Below are 18,652 nucleotides of genomic sequence, written 5' to 3'. Positions count from 1 at the left end.
GGATCGCGGCAATGCGCATTCTTCCGGCCACTCTGGCTTTTCTCGCGGCGTTTCTCGCTACTCCTGCGGCCGCGCAGGATGAGCGCGCGCGTGTGTTCGCCTCGGAGGCGAGCCATTATGCGGTGACCGTCTATCGCGACCCTAACCGGTCCGTGGGCGGCGAAATGGATCAGGACAACCCGCGCGGCTACGCGATGATCAGCGAAACGCGCACGGTCACGCTGCCACGCGGGCGTTCGACTATCCTGTTCGAAGGCGTTTCGGAAGGCATGGTCGCGGTGAGCGCAATCGTCTCCGGCCTGCCCGGCGGCACGATCGAGAAGAACCGCAATGCCGACCTGTTGTCACCGGCCGCCCTCGTCGACCGGACGCTCGGCAATCGTGTAACGATAACACGCTTCAATCCCGGCACGGGAAAATCCGAAAGCCGCGATGCGATCGTCAGGACCCGCGCCGACGGCGGAATCGTGCTGCAGACCGGCGACAAATTCGAGGCTGTTCGCTGCTCGGGCCTGCCCGAAAAGCTCACCTTCGACGGTGTCCCGCCGGAGCTTTCGGCGCGTCCCATCTTCAACATCGACACCTACAGCGAGACCGGCGGGACCTACGAAATAGTGCTGACCTACCTGTCGTGGGGGTTCGACTGGGAAGCGAATTACGTCGCGCATCTGGGCAACGGACGACGGGACGGGACCTTTCCGATGGGGCTGACCAGCTGGCTCACCGTCCTCAACGACAACGGGCAGTCCTTTCCCGACGCAGACCTTATGGTCGTCGCCGGCAAGATCGCGATCCAGAGCGATTTCGAAGAACTTGCCGAAAGCCCCCGCGCGCGCGGCCTCAGGCTCAATTGCTATCCGATCGGCAGCACTGCAAGCGGCTCTCCGGTTATCAATTATGGCGTGCCTCCGCCTCCTCCGCCCCCGCCGGGCATTTCGCAGGGCTTCAACGAAGATGTGATCGTGGTCACCGGCTCGAGGATGCGGCGTGAAGCGATGGCTTCTGTCAGTCCGCTGGCGGTGGTTTCCGAAGAGGCTATGGCGCGCGAGGAGAACCTCGCCGATCTCAAGCTCTACCGAGTGCCGCGCCCGGTCACCGTTTCCTCGAAGGGCATGAAGCAGATCGCCTTCCTCTCGCGCGAGGCGATCCGTACCCGATGGCTCTATTCTGCCTATTGCGACCCCTATGACCGATTCAATCCGGGGGATGAGAAAGACGGCCTGGAGGAAGCCCAGATCCGCCTCTTCACCGAAAACAAGGTCGATTTCGGACTCGGTGCCTCGCTCCCGATGGGGAAGGCCAGTGCGTTCGAGAGCACGACGCTCGGTCCGCAGCTGGTGGCCGAGCTCGAACTGCGGGATTACCCCGTCGGGCAGGAAGTCGAGCTGCCGCTCGGGGAAAGCGCAAAGGTTTTCTCCAACTGCGGACACCTGGGCGAAACCGAACCGGACGACAACGGCAAGCGTTGGACCTCGATGCGTATGGTGTTGTCGAACGCTAACGATGCGCCCGCATTGGTTCGTGTGAGCTTCGGCAACCCTGCCAGTTGGGAAGTTCGCCCGCAGGGGCAGGACGCCTACGTCAAGAACGGCGATCTCGTTGTGGACGTGGAAGTGCCTGCCAACAGCACTTATGACGAGCGTTGGAGAGTCCGTCGCCCGAAGGCCTATTTCACCAACGAATAGGCCATTTGCAAAAAAATTTCGTTCCACTCTTGTTCTTGTGGAACAAACGCGGTACATGCCTTGGCAGTTGAAGAGTCGATACCGGCTCTGGAAATGCAAAAGGGGAATGTGTCATGGCGGCTAGTCTGAAGCTTGTAGAAGGAAAGAAAGTGGACGCAGACCGCCAGAAGGCATTGGACGCCGCCCTCGCGCAGATCGATCGCGCATTCGGCAAGGGCTCGGCAATGAAGCTCGGCCAGAAGGAAGCGATGAATGTGGAGGCTATCTCCACGGGCTCGCTCGGCCTTGATATCGCACTCGGCATCGGCGGCCTGCCCAAGGGCCGCGTGATCGAAGTTTACGGCCCGGAAAGCTCGGGTAAGACCACCCTCGCGCTGCATGCCATTGCCGAAGCGCAGAAGGCTGGCGGCACAGCTGCATTCGTCGACGCGGAACACGCGCTCGATCCCGTCTATGCCAAGAAGCTGGGTGTGGATGTCGATGAACTGATCGTCTCGCAGCCCGATACCGGCGAGCAGGCTCTGGAAATCACCGATACGCTGGTGCGCTCCAACGCGATCGACATTCTCGTGGTCGACTCGGTTGCAGCCCTCGTGCCGCGCGCTGAAATCGAGGGCGAGATGGGCGACAGCCACGTCGGCCTCCAGGCACGCCTCATGTCGCAGTCGCTGCGCAAGCTGACCGGCTCGATCAACCGTTCCAAGTGCATGGTGATCTTCATCAACCAGCTGCGCATGAAGATCGGCGTGATGTACGGTAACCCCGAAACCACCACCGGTGGTAACGCGCTCAAGTTCTATGCCTCGGTCCGCCTCGACATCCGTCGTACCGGTCAGATCAAGGATCGTGACGAGGTGATCGGCAACTCGACCCGCGTGAAGGTGGTCAAGAACAAGGTCGCTCCTCCGTTCAAGCAGGTCGAATTCGACATCATGTATGGCGAAGGCATCTCCAAGATCGGCGAGATCCTCGATCTGGGCGTGAAGGCCGGCGTGGTCGAGAAGTCGGGAAGCTGGTTCAGCTATGACAGCGTCCGCATCGGCCAGGGCCGTGAGAATGCGAAGACCTTCCTGAAGGAAAACCCCGAAATGTGCGCCAAGTTGGAAGCTGCGATCCGCGGCAAAACCGACGAGGTCGCCGAAGAGATGATGACTGGTCCGGACGCGGAAGACTGATCACATCGCTTCAAGCGGGAGCGCGTACGGCACCATTCCCCCGCCGTTCGTCAAAGCCGGACTGTCCCCCGGCGCTCCCGGAAACACGGAAAGCCGGTGCGCGCGCACTCATCCAGAGCGCCGCACCGGCTTTTCGCGTGTTTAGGACAGACGCGGAATAAAGCGGGTAGCGCGGTCGCGTTGCTGTCCGTAGGCAGGGTGCTCGAAATCAGGAGAGCACGATGACCATCACCGTCCACCATCTCAACAACAGCCGTTCGCAGCGCATCCTCTGGCTGCTGGAAGAACTGGGCGCGGATTACGAGATCGTCTCCTACCAGCGCGATGCAGTGACCAATCTCGCGCCGCCGGAACTCAAGAATGCCCATCCGCTCGGAAAGTCTCCGGTGATCGAGGACGACGGACGCCTCATCGCCGAAAGCGGAGCCATCATCGAATATCTCTGCGCACGCCACGGTGGCGAGGCCTGGCTCCCCGACCGGTCGAGTTCCGAATGGGTCGATCACCTCGAATGGATGCAGTTCGGTGAAAGCTCCTTCTTCGTGCCGGTCATGCTCAAGATCATGGCCGGTCGCCTCGGCGATGCTGCAGCCCCGATGATGCCCCGCGTGGAAGAACAGTTTGCCGCGCATGTGAACTTTGCGGAGCAGAACATCTCCGATGACCTGCACTTTGTTGGTTCGGACTGGAGTGCCGCGGATGTAATGATGAGTTTCCCTGCAGAAATTGCAGTCATGCAGGGCTATGCCGAGAAAGCGCCCAAGCTCGCCCGCTTCGTCGAGGCGATCCATGCTCGTCCTGCGTGGCAGCGTGCCCGCGAGCGTGGCGGGGCCTACTTCATCTGGTAGGAGTGGATTTCGCCGCGTAGCGGGGGGCATTCGCGCTTGTCCCGCGCGCAGTGATTGCCTAACTGCGCTCCCATGACGTCGACCAACGAAATCCGCCGCTCCTTCCTCGATTTCTTCGCCGGGAAGGACCACGCTGAAGTACCGAGCGCGCCGCTCGTGCCGTTCAGCGATCCTACGCTGATGTTCGTGAACGCGGGCATGGTGCCGTTCAAGAATGCGTTCACCGGTCTCGAGACCCCGCCCGCACCGCGCGCCACCAGCGCGCAGAAGTGCGTGCGCGCAGGCGGCAAGCACAACGATCTCGACAATGTCGGTTACACCGCACGGCATCACACCTTCTTCGAGATGCTCGGCAATTTCAGCTTCGGCGACTATTTCAAGGAACAGGCGATCGACAACGCCTGGACCCTGCTTACCAAGGAGTGGGGCCTCGATCCCGAGCGCCTGCTGGTCACCGTCTACCACACGGACGACGAAGCCTTCGACCTCTGGAAGAAGCGCACCGGCTTTGCCGACGACAAGATCATCCGGATCCCGACCAAGGACAATTTCTGGGCCATGGGCTCGGACGGTCCCTGCGGCCCGTGTTCGGAAATCTTCTACGATCATGGCGATCACATCTGGGGCGGCCCTCCGGGATCGCCGGAAGAGGACGGTGACCGCTTCGTCGAGATCTGGAACCTCGTCTTCATGCAGTTCACGCAGGAAGCGGACGAGATCGTCGGTAACCTACCCAAGCCCAGCATCGACACCGGCATGGGCATCGAGCGCGTGGCTGCGGTCATGCAGGGCGTTCACGACAATTACGACACCGACACGTTCAAGGCTCTGATCGGTGCCAGTGAATCGCTGACCGGCGTCAAGGCCGAGGGCGATCAGACCGCCAGCCATCGCGTTATCGCCGACCATTTGCGCTCGACCAGCTTCCTGCTGGCCGACGGCGTGCTGCCCAGCAACGAAGGCCGCGGGTACGTCCTGCGCCGCATCATGCGCCGCGCCATGCGTCACGCCCACCTGCTCGGCGCGAGCGAACCGCTGATGCACCGCCTCGTGCCTGAACTCGTCAGCGAAATGGGCGCCGCCTATCCCGAGCTAGTGCGCGGCCAGGCGTTGATTCAGGAAGTGCTCGAACGCGAGGAGACGCAGTTCCGCCGCACGCTCGACAAGGGCCTCAAGCTGCTCGACGAAGCCACCGGCGACATGGGCGAAGGCGGCACGCTGGACGGTGAGACGGCATTCAAGCTCTATGACACCTACGGCTTCCCCTACGACCTCACCGAAGACGCGCTGCGCAATCGCGGCATCGGCGTCGACAAGGAAGGTTTCGATGCCGCCATGGCGCAGCAGAAGGCGGCCGCACGCGCTGCGTGGAAGGGTTCGGGCGAAGCTGCGAGCGAGGAAGTCTGGTTCGACATCGCCGAGCGTGAAGGCTCGACCGAATTTACCGGCTACACCTCCGATACGGGTGAGGCTGAAGTTGTCGCGCTGGTGAAGGACGGCAAGGAAGTCGACAGCGCGTCGCAAGGCGACGATGTCATCGTGCTGACCAACCAGACACCTTTCTATGGCGAAAGCGGCGGCCAGACCGGCGATGCCGGACGCATCTGGACGCCCGAAGGCCTCGAGATCGCAGTCTCGACCACCAACAAGCCGCTGGGCCGCCTGCACACGCATATCGCGAAGGTCGAGAAGGGCAGCATCAAGGTCGGCGACGCCGTGCATCTCGAGATCGACGCCGGTCGGCGCGATCGCATTCGCGCCAACCATTCGGCGACGCATCTTGTCCACGCGGCTCTGCGTAATCGCCTCGGCGAGCATGTGACCCAGAAGGGCTCGCTGGTGTCCGACGACCGCTTCCGCTTCGACTTCTCGCACCCCAAGCCGCTGGGCGATGATGACATCGCTGCCATCGAGGCGGAGGTGAACGAGGAAATCCGTGCCAACGAAAAGGTCGGCACGCGCCTGATGACGCCCGACGATGCGGTGGCAGCCGGCGCATTGGCGCTGTTCGGCGAGAAATACGGCGACGAGGTCCGCGTCCTGTCGATGGGCCGCAAGGGCGGCGAGGGGAAGAACTACTCGGTCGAACTGTGCGGCGGTACGCATGTCGAGGCGACTGGCGATATCGGTCTGTTCAAGATCGTCAGCGAAAGCGCTGTCAGCTCGGGAGTACGCCGAATCGAGGCACTGACCGGCGAAGCAGCCCGCCAGTGGCTTCTCGCACGCGATGAAACCGTGCGCGCCATCGCCGGCGCTCTCAAGACCTCGCCCGACGAGGCTGCCGCACGCGTGTCGGCGCTGGTCGACGAGCGCAAGCGGCTCGAAAAGGAACTCGCCGAGGCCAAGCGCGCGCTTGCTCTGGGCGGCGGCGGATCGGGTGATGCCGGACCTGCCGACGAAGATATCGCCGGTGTGAAGTTCTCCGGTCAGGCAATCGACGGCCTTAGCCCCAAGGAACTGCGCCCGCTGCTCGATGAAGCCAAGACGCGCATGGGATCGGGGGTCGCAGCGATCTGCGCTGTGAACGATGGCAAGGCGGCGTTTGCCGTTGCCGTGACCGACGACCTCACCGACCGCTTCAGCGCCGTCGAACTGGTTCGCGCCGGTGTCGAAGCGCTTGGCGGAAAGGGCGGTGGTGGCCGCGCCGACATGGCGCAGGGCGGCGGGCCGGATGGCTCGAAGGCTTCCGAAGCGCTCGATGCAGTGCGCGGCGCGTTGGCAAAAGAAAACGCCTGACCGGCGCTGACCGGTCAGGCGTCATTCTCCTCTCCTAAGGAAATATATCAGGCGCTGGGCGTCTTCTTGGTGACGCCGCTGGAGCCCTGTTCGATATCGTAGCCTTCGGTATCGCCGGGCTTGCCGCGCAGCTGGTCGGGCGCCCGGTCCTTCAACGGATCGGCCACGTTCTGCGGCTTGAATTTCTCGTCGTTGGGGATGGGCTTCGTCTGGTCGATGTCGCTCATTTTATTCTCCTTTTGCCTTACCAACGCGTGGAGAGAGCGAAAGGTTCAACCGTCTGCCGTGCTCGAGCGTAGCTTTGGCTTGTAGTCGAGCGCGCCTTCCTTCTCGATCAGTTCGCGGAACTCGTCGCGCTTCTCGTGGATCGAGGCGATGACCGGCCCCATGGCGACACCGATATCGACGAGGACCGCCTCGCTCAGCTGCAGCGTGGCTTCGAGCGTTTCGGGCACTGCATGGCTGGCACCGGCGCGGTACAGCTCTGCCGCGTGGTTGATGTCGCGGGCGCGGGCCACGATCAGCAAGTCGGGATAATCGGCACGCAGCTTGGCGACGAGGCGTTGTGCGAGGATGGGCTCGTCCATCGTAAGCACCACTGCCAGAGCGTCCTCGATGCCGAGACGATGTAGCGCATCGCCCCTGGCGGCGTCTCCGAAGACAGCGCGATAGCCTTTGCGCTTGGCGCTTTCGATGAGGTCGGCGTTGGAATCGAGAGCCACATAGGGCTTTCCGTGCTCGTCGAGCATTTGCGCGATCAGGCGCCCGACACGGCCCGCGCCGATAATGATCACCCGGCGCTCACCTTCGTCCTCTTCCGGCAGTTCCGGAGCGGGTTCTACGCGGCGCGCAACCACCCGGCCCAGACGCGCGAGCAAGGGCGTAATCGTCAGTCCGATAGCGGTTACGATCTGCCAGAATTGCGCCGTACCAGGCTGGATCAGGAGGGCGGAGCTAGCCGCGGCAAGGACGATCAGCGTCGTTTCCGAAGGGCTCGCCATCAGGATGCCGGTCTCGGCCGCAGTGCTGCGCCGTGCGCCCATCAGGCGGAGAAGAACGCCTGTCAGCAGCGCCTTGAACACCAGAACGCCGACGACGGCCGTCGCGATTGAACCGATGTGCTCCCAGATCGTGGTGAGATCGATGCTCATACCCACGGTGATCAGGAAGATACCCAGCGCGAGGCCCTTGAAGGGCTCCATGATGCTTTCGACTTCACCGTGATATTCGGTCTCGGCGATCAACAGGCCTGCGATCAGCGCGCCGACAATGGGCGAAAGGCCAACGGCTGCCGTGGCGAGGCTCGATCCGATCACCACCAGCAGCGAGGCGGCAAGGAAGAGTTCGGGACTCTTGGTGCGTGCCGCCTGCGCGAACAGGCGGGGAAGGGCGAAGCGTCCCACGATCATCATCACGGCGATGACCAGCGCGCCCTGCCAGAGCGTGGTGAGCAGGCCTTCCCAGCCTTCCGATGCTGCATTGGGTGCCATGGCGCCCAGCAGGAAGACGATCGGGACGATCATGATGTCTTCGAACAAGAGCATGGACAGCGCCGCTCGTCCGACGGGGCTCGTGCTGCCCGAAATCGGCAGGACAATGGCAGTCGAGGAAAAGGCGAGAGCGAAACCGAGCGCTAGCGCGCCGATCCAGTATTGCCCCATCATTGATAATACGACGGCAAGACAGAGACCGCCGATCAGCAATTCTGCCGCGCCAAGCCCAAAGACCAGTCGCCGCAATTGCCACAGGCGCTTGAAGGATAATTCCAGTCCGATGGCGAACAGGAGGAGGATGATCCCGAACTCGGCAAACAGATCGAGCGAGTCCGGGTCGGATATGGTTATGTGTTCGAGCCATGGGCGCTCGAACACCATCTGGCCGAGGCCGTACGGCCCAACGAGGATGCCGATCAGGATGAACCCGATGACCGGCGTGATGCGGAAGCGCGTGAAGACCGGGATGACGAGACCCGCCGCGCCCAGAATGACGAGCGCGTCGGAAAGTGCCGGTGATGCGAGTTCGCCCGATGCCATAATGCGTACCTATTGACCCCTCGACATATTGTCATCCGCATTTAGGGGCAGATTCCTGAGTTTTTTGGGATGGTTCACAAAGTGCTAATTCGCATTCCCTAAGGGGTGGGTCGGGATTAGATGATGAAACTACGAATTTACCTTCAGCGTTTCCGAGCATTTGCTGTGGTGAGCGGCATGGTTTTGACCGCCGCGTGTTCGGGCGGGACGGATGGGCCGGTGTCAACACCGAGGCCGGCGCCAACGCCTACCCCAACGCCAACGCCAACGCCAACGCCAACGCCAACGCCGACCCCAACGCCAACTAGTCTCGTAACAGCTGAAGTTGAACGATCAGACGGCCCGCAATTTCACGGCGCAATCACTGCTTGGGAGGAAGGAATTGCCGGGGCCAATTCCGTCATTGCGGTTGTTGATACCGGTATCGACGAAGACAGTCCCGAGTTTGCAGGGCGCATTCATCCAGCTTCAACGGACGTAGCAGGTAGTCGCGGTTACGATGCGGAAGATGATCACGGCACAAATGTGAGTATGGTTGCGGCTGCCGCAAAAAATGACGCAGGTATTGTGGGCATAGCCTATGAAGCCGAAGTTTTGGCTTTGCGTGCGGATACGCCCGGGACCTGCGCAACTGAGACGCCGACCGATCCATCTTTGGGATGTAGTTTTAGCAATTTCGACATCGCGCGGGGTATCGATGTTGCAGTTGATGCGGGCGCCACTGTCATCAACCTGAGTTTGGGTGGAGCGGACCCAGGGAAAATCGTAGCTGATGCTGTGACGCGCGCAGCGGCGGCCGGTGTAGTGGTCGTAGTTGCTTCCGGCAATTATGGCGACGGGAGTAACCCTGATTTTAGCCGTTTCGAACCTACGCCTTTTGCTTCGGCGATTGCTGCGGCAGGTTCAGGCAATGTCATCATTGTTGGTTCAGTCGATGAGGGCGGGCGAATTTCCAGCTTTTCCAATCCTGCTGGCGATGAATTGAACTCCTTCATCATGGCGAGGGGCGAAAGGATTTGTTGTGTCTATGAAGACGGGAAAGTTTTCGTAGGGACTGACGCTAGCGGCAGCTACACCGTACTTTTCTCTGGCACCAGCTTTGCTGCCCCTCAAGTGGCAGGTGCAGTGGCCCTGCTTAAACAAGCTTTTCCCAATCTCACAGGGGTGGAGATAGTTCAGCTCCTCTTAGAGAGCGCTAGAGATGCTGGAGAAGCTGGCATCGATAGGACTTATGGTCGCGGAATCTTGGATATCGCTCAAGCGTTCAAACCGTCTGGCACCATGACTATCGCTCAAACCGAGATACCAACTTCTGCGGGAAATCCGGTAGCAATCGGTTCACCATTGATGGGCGATGCCCTTAGTGGCGCTGATACGCTAAATACGATTGCGACCGACAAGTATGATCGAGCCTACATGGTAGACCTATCTACTGGCTTACACGATGGGACTGAAATCCGGGGACTTTTGCGCAATGCCCTGGTTTCTGGCGTGCGACGTCGTTCTGCTGGGAACGCCAATATTGCACTTGCCTTCACGGTGTCCGATGTGACCGCTTCCAATGGCCGCGATCCAGCATCGGAACTTCTTCTTTCACCTGAAAGTGCAGAAGTCGCTAGAGTGCTGGCTGGCCGCGTCCTTACGCGTGTCGCGCCAGGGGTGCGGGTCGGCTTTTCAATTGATGAGGACGGCAACGGCCTGCGGATGCAGCTTGCTGGAGTGGAAAATCCGGCATTTCTGGTCGCTGGGTCCGCCGAGGCTTCGGGCCCTATCTCGGCCAAAGATATACGAGCTGCTGCCGCGAGTTTCGATGTCGCACCTGGCACGAAAATTCTCATGTCTCTGGAGGCGGGCCAAGTCGCGATGACCGGACCAAGCATGCAAACATTCTCATTAATAGACGACGGTGACGCAACAAAGTACTCGCAGATGACACTTAGTCTAACTCGGGAAAACCGTATTTCGAACGGGTCGTTGGCTATAGGCTGGATTGACGAAGAGAGTACCGTGCTCGGAGGTTGGTTTGGTGGTGTGATGGGTGACGGCGGCGCGACGACAATTTTCGTTGAAGGATCAACCAACTATAAATTCGCTCCTAATTGGAGCATTGGTTCGGCTATCTTCGGAGGTGCCACTCGCCCTGATCGTCGCGGTTTGATCAGAAGCGGCTCTCCCGTGATTTTCGGGAGTTGGTCATTGGATATGGTCCGCGATGACGTTTTCGTGCCTAAAGACAGCGTGGCTTTCCGTGTATCTCAGCCGATGCGTGTAGAGCACGGTGGGTTAAAGCTTCGCCTGCCGACGGAGTATAAGTACGCAACTGAAAGCGCGAGCTTTGGAAATCGGTTTTTGTCTCTTGAACCATCTTCCAGAGAGATAGTGAGCGAACTGCGCTGGAATGGCCCAGTGTATGCTGGGTGGGGAGGCGCATCTCTATTTTATCGCCGGAACCCCAACCATCGCAAGAATCAAAGCGGCGAAATTGGCGCGGCGGCGAGCTATGAGGCGAGGTTTTAGGCGTCATCCTCCGCCAGGATGGGCAGGACCAAGTGGTTCGCGGCGTGGGCGTGGTTTGCCGGGATGCTTGCCATCTTCGTCCCACTCAATGCGATAAAGATCGAAGCGGCGGTCGGCGAGATTGCGCACAGTTCCTTCAGCACGTGCCCATTGCAAATCCGCGAGATTGATGTCGCTTATTGTCAGGGTCTCGACGTTCTCTGTGGCCTCTGCGGCGATCCCGTCTCGGGCGAAGGGGAAATCACATGGTGTAAGTATGCAGCTTTGGGCATACTGAATGTCCATGTTTCCGACATTCGGCAGGTTTCCGACATTGCCCGACAGGACGACGAAACACTGGTTCTCGATGGCACGCGCCTGTGCGCAATAGCGCACGCGCAAGTAGCCCTGACGGCTATCGGTACAGAATGGCACGAAGATTATGCGCGCGCCTTCGTCGGCGAGCCGGCGGGAGAGCTCGGGGAATTCGCTGTCGTAGCAGATCTGGACGCCAATCGGGCCGCAGTCGGTCTGGATAACCTCGACCTTGTCACCGCCCTTGATATTCCACCAATACCGTTCGTTCGGGGTAGGGTGGATCTTCTCTTGCGCATGGACTGAACCATCGCGCAAACAGACATAGGCAACGTTGTGAATGTCGCCGTCGTCCATCCGCGTGGGATGGCTGCCCGCGATTATATTGATGTTGTAGCGCATAGCCATCTCGGAAATGTCGTCGCGAAGGCGAGGGGTGTATTCGGACAACCGCTCAATCGCTTCCACTGGAGACAATTCCTTCTCCTCGAAGCTCAACAACATGAGCGTAAAGAGCTCGGGAAAGACTATGAAATCCGATTCGTAATCGCTTGCTACATCTACAAAATATGTGACGTGGCGCATGAACTCGTCATAGTCCGCTACTTGCCGGGCCTGCAGCTGGCACGTGGCCACACGGACCGCCTCCACGCCACGCGGAATACGCTTCTTCACCGGCTGGTCACGCTCGACATATGGATTGCGCCAAACCATCATCACGGCGTTGGCCATGCTGGCCTTGTCCTCGGGAAGATAGCCCTCGAGGATCCGTTCCGGCTCAAATCCGTTCGCGAGCTGGAAGCGCAGCACCGGGTCGTGTAGCTTTCCTTCTACCACCTTTTCGAGATAATCCTGCGGTCCATCGACCTTGCGGCGCAGGCGCCGATAATTCGGCATGCGCCCGGCGAAGACGATACCGGTCAGGTCATTCTCTTCGGCGAGGGCGCGGCGTTCTTCATACAAACGGCGCCCGATACGCACACCGCGCACCTTTGGGTCGACGCACATCTCGTAGCCATAGAGCCAGTCACCTGTTGGATCGTGCCGACTGCCATAGCCGTTACCTGTGATCTCGTCCCAATCGTGGTCCTGAAAGGCCAGCGCCTCGGCCAGCTGCATAGTGGCGCAATAGCCGACGACCTCGTCATCGAGTAGGGCGACGAAGCAGCCTTCCTTGAAGTTGTTGATTTGGCCGCGGATTTCGCCGTGGGTGTAGGCGGGCATGTCCTCGTAAACCCGGCGCACGAGGTTTGCGATCCCCGGAATGTCCTTGATCATCGCATTGCGGACATCGAGTCGCTTCTGCCCAAACTTCTCAGAACCCTTGCGGCGGACTATTCGCTTTTTCCCTGGCTGCTTTGCCATTCAAACCCCGTGTGATTTTCTCGACCCGAAAACGAAAATGGGGCCGGCTAAGGCCGACCCCGTTGATCTGGCTTATCTGGGTAATGACCCAGATGCGCTGAAGTTTCAGCCCCAGTTCGCCATTTCTGCTTCGAGGCCTTCGACGATGGCTTCGAAGAACTGCTCGGTGGTCATCCAGCTCTGGTCCGGACCGATCAGCAGCGCTAGATCCTTGGTCATCTTGCCGCTTTCGACGGTCTTGATGCAGACCTGCTCCAGCGTCTCGGCGAACTTGACCACGTCGGGCGTGTTGTCGAACTTGCCGCGATACATTAGACCGCGCGTCCAGGCGAAGATGCTCGCGATCGGATTGGTCGATGTCGCCTTGCCCTGCTGGTGCTGGCGATAATGACGGGTGACGGTGCCGTGCGCAGCTTCCGCTTCGACGGTCTTGCCGTCGGGCGTCATCAGGACTGATGTCATCAGGCCGAGTGAGCCGAAACCCTGTGCGACGATGTCGGACTGAACGTCGCCATCATAGTTCTTGCAAGCCCAGACGAACTTGCCGTTCCACTTTAGCGCGGCGGCGACCATGTCGTCGATCAGGCGGTGCTCATAGGTAAGACCGTTCTTTTCGAAGTCGACCTTATATTCGGCGTCGAACACTTCCTGGAACAGGTCCTTGAAGCGGCCATCGTACTTCTTGAGGATGGTGTTTTTGGTCGACAGGTAAACCGGCCATTTGCGGTCGAGACCGTAAGCGAAGCTGGCGCGCGCGAAGTCACGGATGCTGTCGTCGAGGTTGTACATTGCCATGGCGACCCCGGGGCTTTGGAATTCGAAGACGTCTAGATCGATGTTCTCGCCGTTTTCCCCTTCGAAGACGAGGCGCAGCTTGCCGGCGCCCGGGATAAGCGTGTCGGTGGCGCGGTACTGGTCACCGAACGCGTGACGGCCGACCACGATGGGATCGGTCCAGCCCGGGACGAGGCGCGGCACGTTATCGATGACGATCGGCTCGCGGAAGACCACGCCGCCGAGGATGTTGCGGATCGTGCCGTTGGGCGAACGCCACATTTTCTTGAGGTCGAACTCCTCGACGCGTGCTTCGTCGGGAGTGATCGTGGCGCACTTCACCCCAACGCCGTGTTCCTTGATCGCGTTGGCCGCATCAATCGTGATCTGATCGTCGGTCTCGTCGCGTTTCTCGATCGAGAGATCGTAATATTTAAGGTCTACATCGAGGTAAGGAAGGATCAGCCGCTCGCGGATCCACTTCCAGATGATTTTGGTCATTTCGTCGCCGTCGAGTTCGACGACCGGGTTGGCTACTTTGATCTTGGCCATGGGTTTCCTGTCAGTTCGAATGAAGTTGGCGGCGCTTTAGCAGAGCACACTCAGAGGGCAAGTTTGCGACGCTTGGTTCAGCATATGACCGCTCGCCGCACATTAGATTTTGCGCGCTCTTACGTGAGTTTTCTAGGATAGGCGTTGATGTTCATCGCTTGATGGGCTGGAAAAATCGAAATATCATGAGAGGAGATGAAGCAAATGATGTTGGAAAACTTGAGAAAGTGCTTCTAGGAGGCGGCGCCTGGTCGGAGCGGACTCAAATGAATGTTTGAACGGCTGCTGGCTAAAGAGCTGATCTCATTGACAGACAACCTGGAGTAGAAACTTGTCAGCGCCCTTTCTTTCGCCGATCGTGCGTCGTGGCTTAATCCATTCGCTGCGTTTCGAACTCGCGCTGGTGTTTTTCTGCGGCTTGGCGCTGCCGTTGTTGATGCTTGCGTTTGCCGAAGGTGGGCGGTTTAAAAGCTTTGCCGTTACCTATAGCTGGCTTAATCAATCGGGAGTAATAAATTCCTTTATTGGAAGTGGTTTCGCGGCTCTGGCTTCGATCATTATTTTGCGCAGAATGCGATACCTTCCGGGAGTTGCCGTCGCTCGATCTATTTTGCCAGTATTTGCCTTGGCTTTTGGCTTGCTTCTAGGCGCGATCACAGGTTTGAGGCTCGAGCACTATAACAAACTCATTTTATTTTGTTTTCTTGGATCCGTCATAGCGCGGTTTGCAATTACTGCGATGCGAAATCGGTCGAAGGGACTACTCTACTATGTCGTACCTGGGGGGCGGTCTGAGGTGGTGTTCCAACTTCGATCAGCTCCGGTTTTCATCCTGAAAGAGCCGACGCTTGAGGGCCTGCCAGATTGCGCCATTGTCGCTGATCTTCACGCGGACCTCGGAGGCGAGTGGGAGCGCTTTCTTGCAGAGGCCGCAATTTCCGGTCGCCCTGTGTACCATTACAAACACGTTTGGGAGGCAGAGACCGGCAAGGTGCAAATAGATCATCTCTCGGAGAACTCATTTGGAGCCCTGGTACCTAGTTTTGCCTATCAGAAACTTAAGCGCGGAATCGATCTGATTTTCGTTATTGCGATGCTGCCGATCGTGGTGGTTTTGCTGGTGATTTGTGCGATCATGATCAAGCGAGACAGCGCGGGGCCTGTCTTCTTTCGTCAATGGCGTATGGGTTACAGGGGTAGAGCGTTCGAGGTGCTAAAGCTGCGCACAATGTCCCACGGTCACAACGGGGAAAATCGTGAACTTTCGATCACATCATCCGAAGATCAGCGAATTACGAAGGTTGGCGCGCTCCTGCGTCGCACGCGCTTGGACGAACTTCCCCAAATATACAATATCATTCGGGGTGAGATGAGTTGGATCGGTCCACGGCCCGAAGCGATAAGCCTTTCGGAGTGGTACGAAGGCGAGATACCGTTTTACCGTTATCGGCATATGGTTCGCCCAGGAATCAGCGGTTGGGCCCAAGTCAACCAAGGCCATGTCGCCGAAGTCGGCGCAGTTAGTGAGAAGCTTCAGTACGATTTCTACTATGTGAAGAACCTGTCGTATTGGTTGGACATATTGATTGCTTTGCGAACGGTGAAAGTCGTCTTTTCAGGCTTCGGGGCAAAGTAGCTGGTTCTGACGCGTTTCCGATTGGTCATTACTAATACGCCGCCTCACGTCGTCGCTCCTGACAAGCGAGCGTGTTGCCTTTCCCATGATGTCAATCAGTAGCCAGGCCCGCTCATTGGGGGCCAGCTTTTCGATCTTGCCAGTAAAGCTTGCCAGTGGGCCGTCGCGAACTTGAGCTTCGTCACCTTCCGATAGCGGCGAGAGATTTTCGATGCAGCCATCGGGATCGCAGCATCCTAGCAACTCCTCCATAATCTTTGGAGGGACAGTCGCCGGTTGGAGCCCGAAACTGACAAGGCGCGCTATTCCAAACGTTGAATGGATCGCTCTCCAAGGTGAGGCGTTGGCATCGACTCCCACAAATATGTAGCCAGGGAAGTAGGGCGAATCTACAGACCTTAGTCGGCCTCGGTGTCGCCGTGTCTCGCGTTCCAGCGGCAGATAGGTTCTGAACCCCTGTTACATCAGTTTTCGTTCGGCGATGGAGCCGCAGTTGGGCTTCAATTGGGCAAGGAACCAACGCAATGGAGGTGTGGATTTTTTCCCGAACTATCACTTTAAGCCATTCAAAATCAGAGGCTAATGCTATGACCTTACCGGCGCGCAGCCGACGCGAAAGGGCTCTCGGCGCTTTCACCATATATATGCGCGGCCAACTTGCGTTTTGCTCGCGAACTGATATCGCTCAAATCTGAACGATGCAATGGCGACGGTACATGGCAGTCATTCAAACGCTCCGACTTGGCGTGCGCCAGGCTCGGTGCGGTAGCCAGCTGATTTTTGGATGAAGTCTCGTCAAGCACGACTTCGCGAAGATGCGCGCTTTCGGGTGCTGCGACTATTGGAGGTGAACCCCGAGTTGTCACAGCGTGAATTGGCCAAGGCGGTCGGGGTGAGCACAGGCAGTGTGCATTACTTGATCGGGGCTCTGATAGAGCGCGGGCTTATCAAGATTGGAAATTTTAGCGCCAGTAGTGATAAGCGTCGTTACGCATATATTTTAACTCCGAAAGGTGTGGCGGAAAAGGCTGCCATCGCTAGGCGCTTTCTTGCTCGCAAGCACGAGGAGTATGCTGCATTGCGACGTGAGATTTCGCAGCTTGAGGCTGAACTCGAAGGTGGCGAACAGGGCGGCGTGAAAGATCTTGGAGAGAATTCGTGAGTTCCCAGTTTCCGCGCCTTTTGGACCGCAGGAAGGTTGGAAAACCTTGGGGGCGGACTGAATTGCCACCTCCCTTTTCGAACAATTCCGATGAACCTATCGGCGAAATTTGGTTCGGAGGTGCTGGTGCGCCGCTCGATTTGCTCGTCAAATACCTCTTCACGAGCGAAAATCTCTCGATCCAGGTTCACCCTTCCGATGAGCAGGCGGCAGCCTATGACTTGGCTTCGGGCAAGGAAGAGTGCTGGCTTGTGCTTCACGCCGACGAAGGTGCGAAGCTTGGAATAGGCACGCGCGAACCACTCTCCTCGGAGGAACTGCGTGCTGCCGCGGTTGATGGCTCTCTGGAACAGCTAGTTGACTGGAGGTCTGTTTCTCGCGGTGACTTCTATTACATTCCGGCTGGAACCGTGCATGCCATAGGCGCGGGCGTGACCTTGGTCGAGGTGCAGCAGAATGCTGATATCACCTACCGGCTCTACGATTATGGACGGCCTCGCGAACTTCACTTGGATAAAGCCGTGGAAGTCGCGAGGGCCATGCCCTATCCGGAACAGCTCTGGGCTCAAATTGACCTCGATGGAGTGCAGCAATTGGTCGCTGGCCCGAAATTTGATCTGTGGCTCGGCAATGGCTGGCCTGTGGAAGGGCAGGGCGGAGAAGTGGCGCATTTGATTCCGCTAACCGGCTCCATCACCGCAGATGGTGTGACTGCGAAAGCCGGCGAGTGTATGCTGTGCTCGTCTCGGGCCGAACTTCAGACCGCAAGCGGCACTCAGCTACTGATTGCGCAGGCGCGTCGCGAAGGCCGAGCTTAAATGACTGACCAGATTACCCCTCTGATTCTGTCAGGCGGTTCTGGAACCCGTCTTTGGCCGCTATCGACACCCGAGCGCCCCAAGCAGTTTTTGTGCCTGCATGGCGATGAGACCATGATTGCTCAGACGCTGCGTCGGGCCGAGGACCGTGAGCTGTTTGCGCCGCCGATTATCGTTGGTGCCGCGCGCCACCAGGATCTCCTTTTAGAGGCCTTGGAAGACGTTAGTGCACAAGGGGGCACTGCTATCCTCGAGACCTGCGCTCGCAACACCGCTCCAGCCATTGCTTTGGGTGCGCTCGAAGCAGGGGGCGACGCGCTTGTCCTCGTTATGCCCAGCGATCATGTTATCCGCGATACTCCAGCCTTCCATGCCGCTGTCGAGCGCGCGGTGCCAGCTGCGCAAGCAGGCCAAATGCTGACCTTTGGCATCGAGCCCAGCGGCCCCGAAACAGGCTTTGGTTATATTCAGGCAGGCGACGCTCTTACCGGAATGGCCAGTGTGTTCCAATCCAAAGGCTTTACCGAGAAGCCCGATCTGGTGCGTGCCCAAGAAATGCTCTCCTCCGGCGACTATTTCTGGAACGCCGGCATCTTCCTTTTTCGCGCCGATGCCTTTCTCGGCGAACTCAAGCGCCTGCAGCCCGAGATGTTTGACGCTGCGAAAGCAGCCATGGCCGGCGCGAGAAGGCAAGGCGCTGTTATTGTGCCTGACGAGGATGAATTTGCTCGCGCACCCTCGAACTCGATCGACTACGCGGTAATGGAACAGGCGCCTAATGTGGCCGTTGTGCCGGTTTCTTGCGGCTGGTCTGACGTTGGTAGCTGGGATGCTTTGGCTGACATCTCGAAAGCCGATCAGGATGGCAATGTCCTTATCGGCGAGGTCAATGCGCACGACTGTTCCGGTGTCTTTTCCAACGCAGAGGGCGCGCGGATCAACGCAGTGGGTGTAAAGAACATGATCATTGTTGCCTTGGGCGGTGAGATTTTAATTATGCGGCGCGGAGCATCTCAGCGTGTCAAGGACCTGCTGTGATGACATAACTTCCAAGAGT

Annotated in this window: 14 protein-coding genes and 1 pseudogene; 9 read left to right on the top strand and 6 right to left on the bottom strand. The window is 58.8% G+C overall.

The window, feature by feature from the left end:
* Positions 1 to 11 precede the first annotated feature (11 nt).
* From K3165_RS02485 to alaS, 4 genes are all read left to right on the top strand, one after another.
* Positions 12 to 1,685: a DUF4139 domain-containing protein gene (locus K3165_RS02485; RefSeq protein ID WP_221547282.1), complete on the top strand. Its 1,674-nt coding sequence runs from the start codon at positions 12 to 14 to the stop codon at positions 1,683 to 1,685.
* 113 nt (positions 1,686 to 1,798) lie between these two features.
* A complete protein-coding gene (recA, locus tag K3165_RS02480) occupies positions 1,799 to 2,860 on the top strand; it encodes a recombinase RecA (RefSeq protein ID WP_221431302.1) in 1,062 nt (353 codons plus the stop codon).
* A gap of 221 nt (positions 2,861 to 3,081) precedes the next feature.
* On the top strand, positions 3,082 to 3,708 hold the full coding sequence (locus K3165_RS02475; protein WP_221547281.1) for a glutathione S-transferase family protein: 627 nt from the start codon (positions 3,082 to 3,084) through the stop codon (positions 3,706 to 3,708).
* Positions 3,709 to 3,780: 72 nt separating this feature from the next.
* On the top strand, positions 3,781 to 6,444 hold the full coding sequence (gene alaS, locus K3165_RS02470; protein ID WP_221547280.1) for an alanine--tRNA ligase: 2,664 nt from the start codon (positions 3,781 to 3,783) through the stop codon (positions 6,442 to 6,444).
* Between the two features lie 47 nt (positions 6,445 to 6,491).
* On the opposite strand, the gene K3165_RS02465 is transcribed toward alaS, so the two are convergent.
* On the bottom strand, positions 6,492 to 6,671 hold the full coding sequence (locus K3165_RS02465; protein WP_221547279.1) for a hypothetical protein: 180 nt from the start codon (positions 6,669 to 6,671) through the stop codon (positions 6,492 to 6,494).
* Positions 6,672 to 6,716: 45 nt separating this feature from the next.
* Positions 6,717 to 8,477, bottom strand: coding sequence for a cation:proton antiporter domain-containing protein (locus tag K3165_RS02460; protein WP_221547278.1), 1,761 nt, complete (start codon positions 8,475 to 8,477; stop codon positions 6,717 to 6,719).
* A gap of 120 nt (positions 8,478 to 8,597) precedes the next feature.
* Here K3165_RS02460 and K3165_RS02455 point away from each other — a divergent pair, with 120 nt between their 5' ends.
* The gene (locus K3165_RS02455) at positions 8,598 to 10,994 is read left to right on the top strand and encodes a S8 family peptidase (RefSeq protein ID WP_221547277.1); all 2,397 of its coding nucleotides are present in this window, start codon (positions 8,598 to 8,600) and stop codon (positions 10,992 to 10,994) included.
* A gap of 3 nt (positions 10,995 to 10,997) precedes the next feature.
* On the opposite strand, the gene K3165_RS02450 is transcribed toward K3165_RS02455, so the two are convergent.
* The gene (locus K3165_RS02450; protein ID WP_221547276.1) at positions 10,998 to 12,653 is read right to left on the bottom strand and encodes a bifunctional GNAT family N-acetyltransferase/carbon-nitrogen hydrolase family protein; all 1,656 of its coding nucleotides are present in this window, start codon (positions 12,651 to 12,653) and stop codon (positions 10,998 to 11,000) included.
* 105 nt (positions 12,654 to 12,758) lie between these two features.
* On the bottom strand, positions 12,759 to 13,979 hold the full coding sequence (locus K3165_RS02445) for an NADP-dependent isocitrate dehydrogenase (protein WP_221547275.1): 1,221 nt from the start codon (positions 13,977 to 13,979) through the stop codon (positions 12,759 to 12,761).
* Between the two features lie 331 nt (positions 13,980 to 14,310).
* On the opposite strand from K3165_RS02445, the gene K3165_RS02440 reads away from it, so the two are divergent.
* On the top strand, positions 14,311 to 15,615 hold the full coding sequence (locus tag K3165_RS02440; protein WP_221547274.1) for a sugar transferase: 1,305 nt from the start codon (positions 14,311 to 14,313) through the stop codon (positions 15,613 to 15,615).
* On the opposite strand, the gene nusG is transcribed toward K3165_RS02440, so the two are convergent.
* Complete coding sequence (nusG, locus tag K3165_RS13960) at positions 15,595 to 15,867, bottom strand: transcription termination/antitermination protein NusG (RefSeq protein WP_247713857.1); 273 nt, start codon at positions 15,865 to 15,867, stop codon at positions 15,595 to 15,597. The genes K3165_RS02440 and nusG overlap by 21 nt on opposite strands.
* A pseudogene (locus K3165_RS14220) lies at positions 15,868 to 16,062 on the bottom strand (transcription termination/antitermination NusG family protein); the annotation flags it as partial.
* A gap of 337 nt (positions 16,063 to 16,399) precedes the next feature.
* Here K3165_RS14220 and K3165_RS02430 point away from each other — a divergent pair.
* Genes K3165_RS02430 through K3165_RS02420 form a run of 3 tightly spaced genes read left to right on the top strand, consistent with a single transcriptional unit; the run spans position 16,400 to position 18,633 of the window.
* Positions 16,400 to 16,777: a MarR family EPS-associated transcriptional regulator gene (locus K3165_RS02430; RefSeq protein ID WP_221547273.1), complete on the top strand. Its 378-nt coding sequence runs from the start codon at positions 16,400 to 16,402 to the stop codon at positions 16,775 to 16,777.
* Positions 16,774 to 17,595 carry a class I mannose-6-phosphate isomerase gene (locus K3165_RS02425; RefSeq protein ID WP_221547272.1) on the top strand — a complete coding sequence of 274 codons (822 nt, stop codon included), beginning with the start codon at positions 16,774 to 16,776 and terminating at the stop codon, positions 17,593 to 17,595. Before K3165_RS02430 ends, K3165_RS02425 begins: the two co-directional genes overlap by 4 nt.
* Positions 17,596 to 18,633, top strand: a complete 1,038-nt coding sequence (locus tag K3165_RS02420) for a mannose-1-phosphate guanylyltransferase (protein ID WP_221547271.1) — start codon at positions 17,596 to 17,598, stop codon at positions 18,631 to 18,633.
* Positions 18,634 to 18,652 lie beyond the last annotated feature (19 nt).

The sequence above is a fragment of the Qipengyuania xiamenensis genome, from assembly GCF_019711495.1.
In the GTDB taxonomy this organism is placed as follows: domain Bacteria; phylum Pseudomonadota; class Alphaproteobacteria; order Sphingomonadales; family Sphingomonadaceae; genus Qipengyuania; species Qipengyuania xiamenensis.
The sequence above is the reverse complement of the archived record's forward strand: the minus strand, read 5'-3'. Positions and strand labels throughout refer to the sequence as shown.

Bases quoted from the DNA above. Each gene is read 5' to 3' on its own strand.
- K3165_RS02420 (WP_221547271.1), top strand. From the start codon at position 17,596: ATGACTGACCAGATTACCCCTCTGATTCTGTCAGGCGGTTCTGGAACC.
- recA (WP_221431302.1), top strand. From the start codon at position 1,799: ATGGCGGCTAGTCTGAAGCTTGTAGAAGGAAAGAAAGTGGACGCAGAC.
- K3165_RS02455 (WP_221547277.1), top strand. From the start codon at position 8,598: ATGATGAAACTACGAATTTACCTTCAGCGTTTCCGAGCATTTGCTGTG.
- alaS (WP_221547280.1), top strand. From the start codon at position 3,781: ATGACGTCGACCAACGAAATCCGCCGCTCCTTCCTCGATTTCTTCGCC.
- K3165_RS02450 (WP_221547276.1), bottom strand. From the start codon at position 12,653: ATGGCAAAGCAGCCAGGGAAAAAGCGAATAGTCCGCCGCAAGGGTTCT.
- K3165_RS02460 (WP_221547278.1), bottom strand. From the start codon at position 8,477: ATGGCATCGGGCGAACTCGCATCACCGGCACTTTCCGACGCGCTCGTC.
- K3165_RS02485 (WP_221547282.1), top strand. From the start codon at position 12: ATGCGCATTCTTCCGGCCACTCTGGCTTTTCTCGCGGCGTTTCTCGCT.
- K3165_RS02465 (WP_221547279.1), bottom strand. From the start codon at position 6,671: ATGAGCGACATCGACCAGACGAAGCCCATCCCCAACGACGAGAAATTC.
- nusG (WP_247713857.1), bottom strand. From the start codon at position 15,867: ATGGAGGAGTTGCTAGGATGCTGCGATCCCGATGGCTGCATCGAAAAT.
- K3165_RS02445 (WP_221547275.1), bottom strand. From the start codon at position 13,979: ATGGCCAAGATCAAAGTAGCCAACCCGGTCGTCGAACTCGACGGCGAC.
- K3165_RS02475 (WP_221547281.1), top strand. From the start codon at position 3,082: ATGACCATCACCGTCCACCATCTCAACAACAGCCGTTCGCAGCGCATC.
- K3165_RS02430 (WP_221547273.1), top strand. From the start codon at position 16,400: ATGAAGTCTCGTCAAGCACGACTTCGCGAAGATGCGCGCTTTCGGGTG.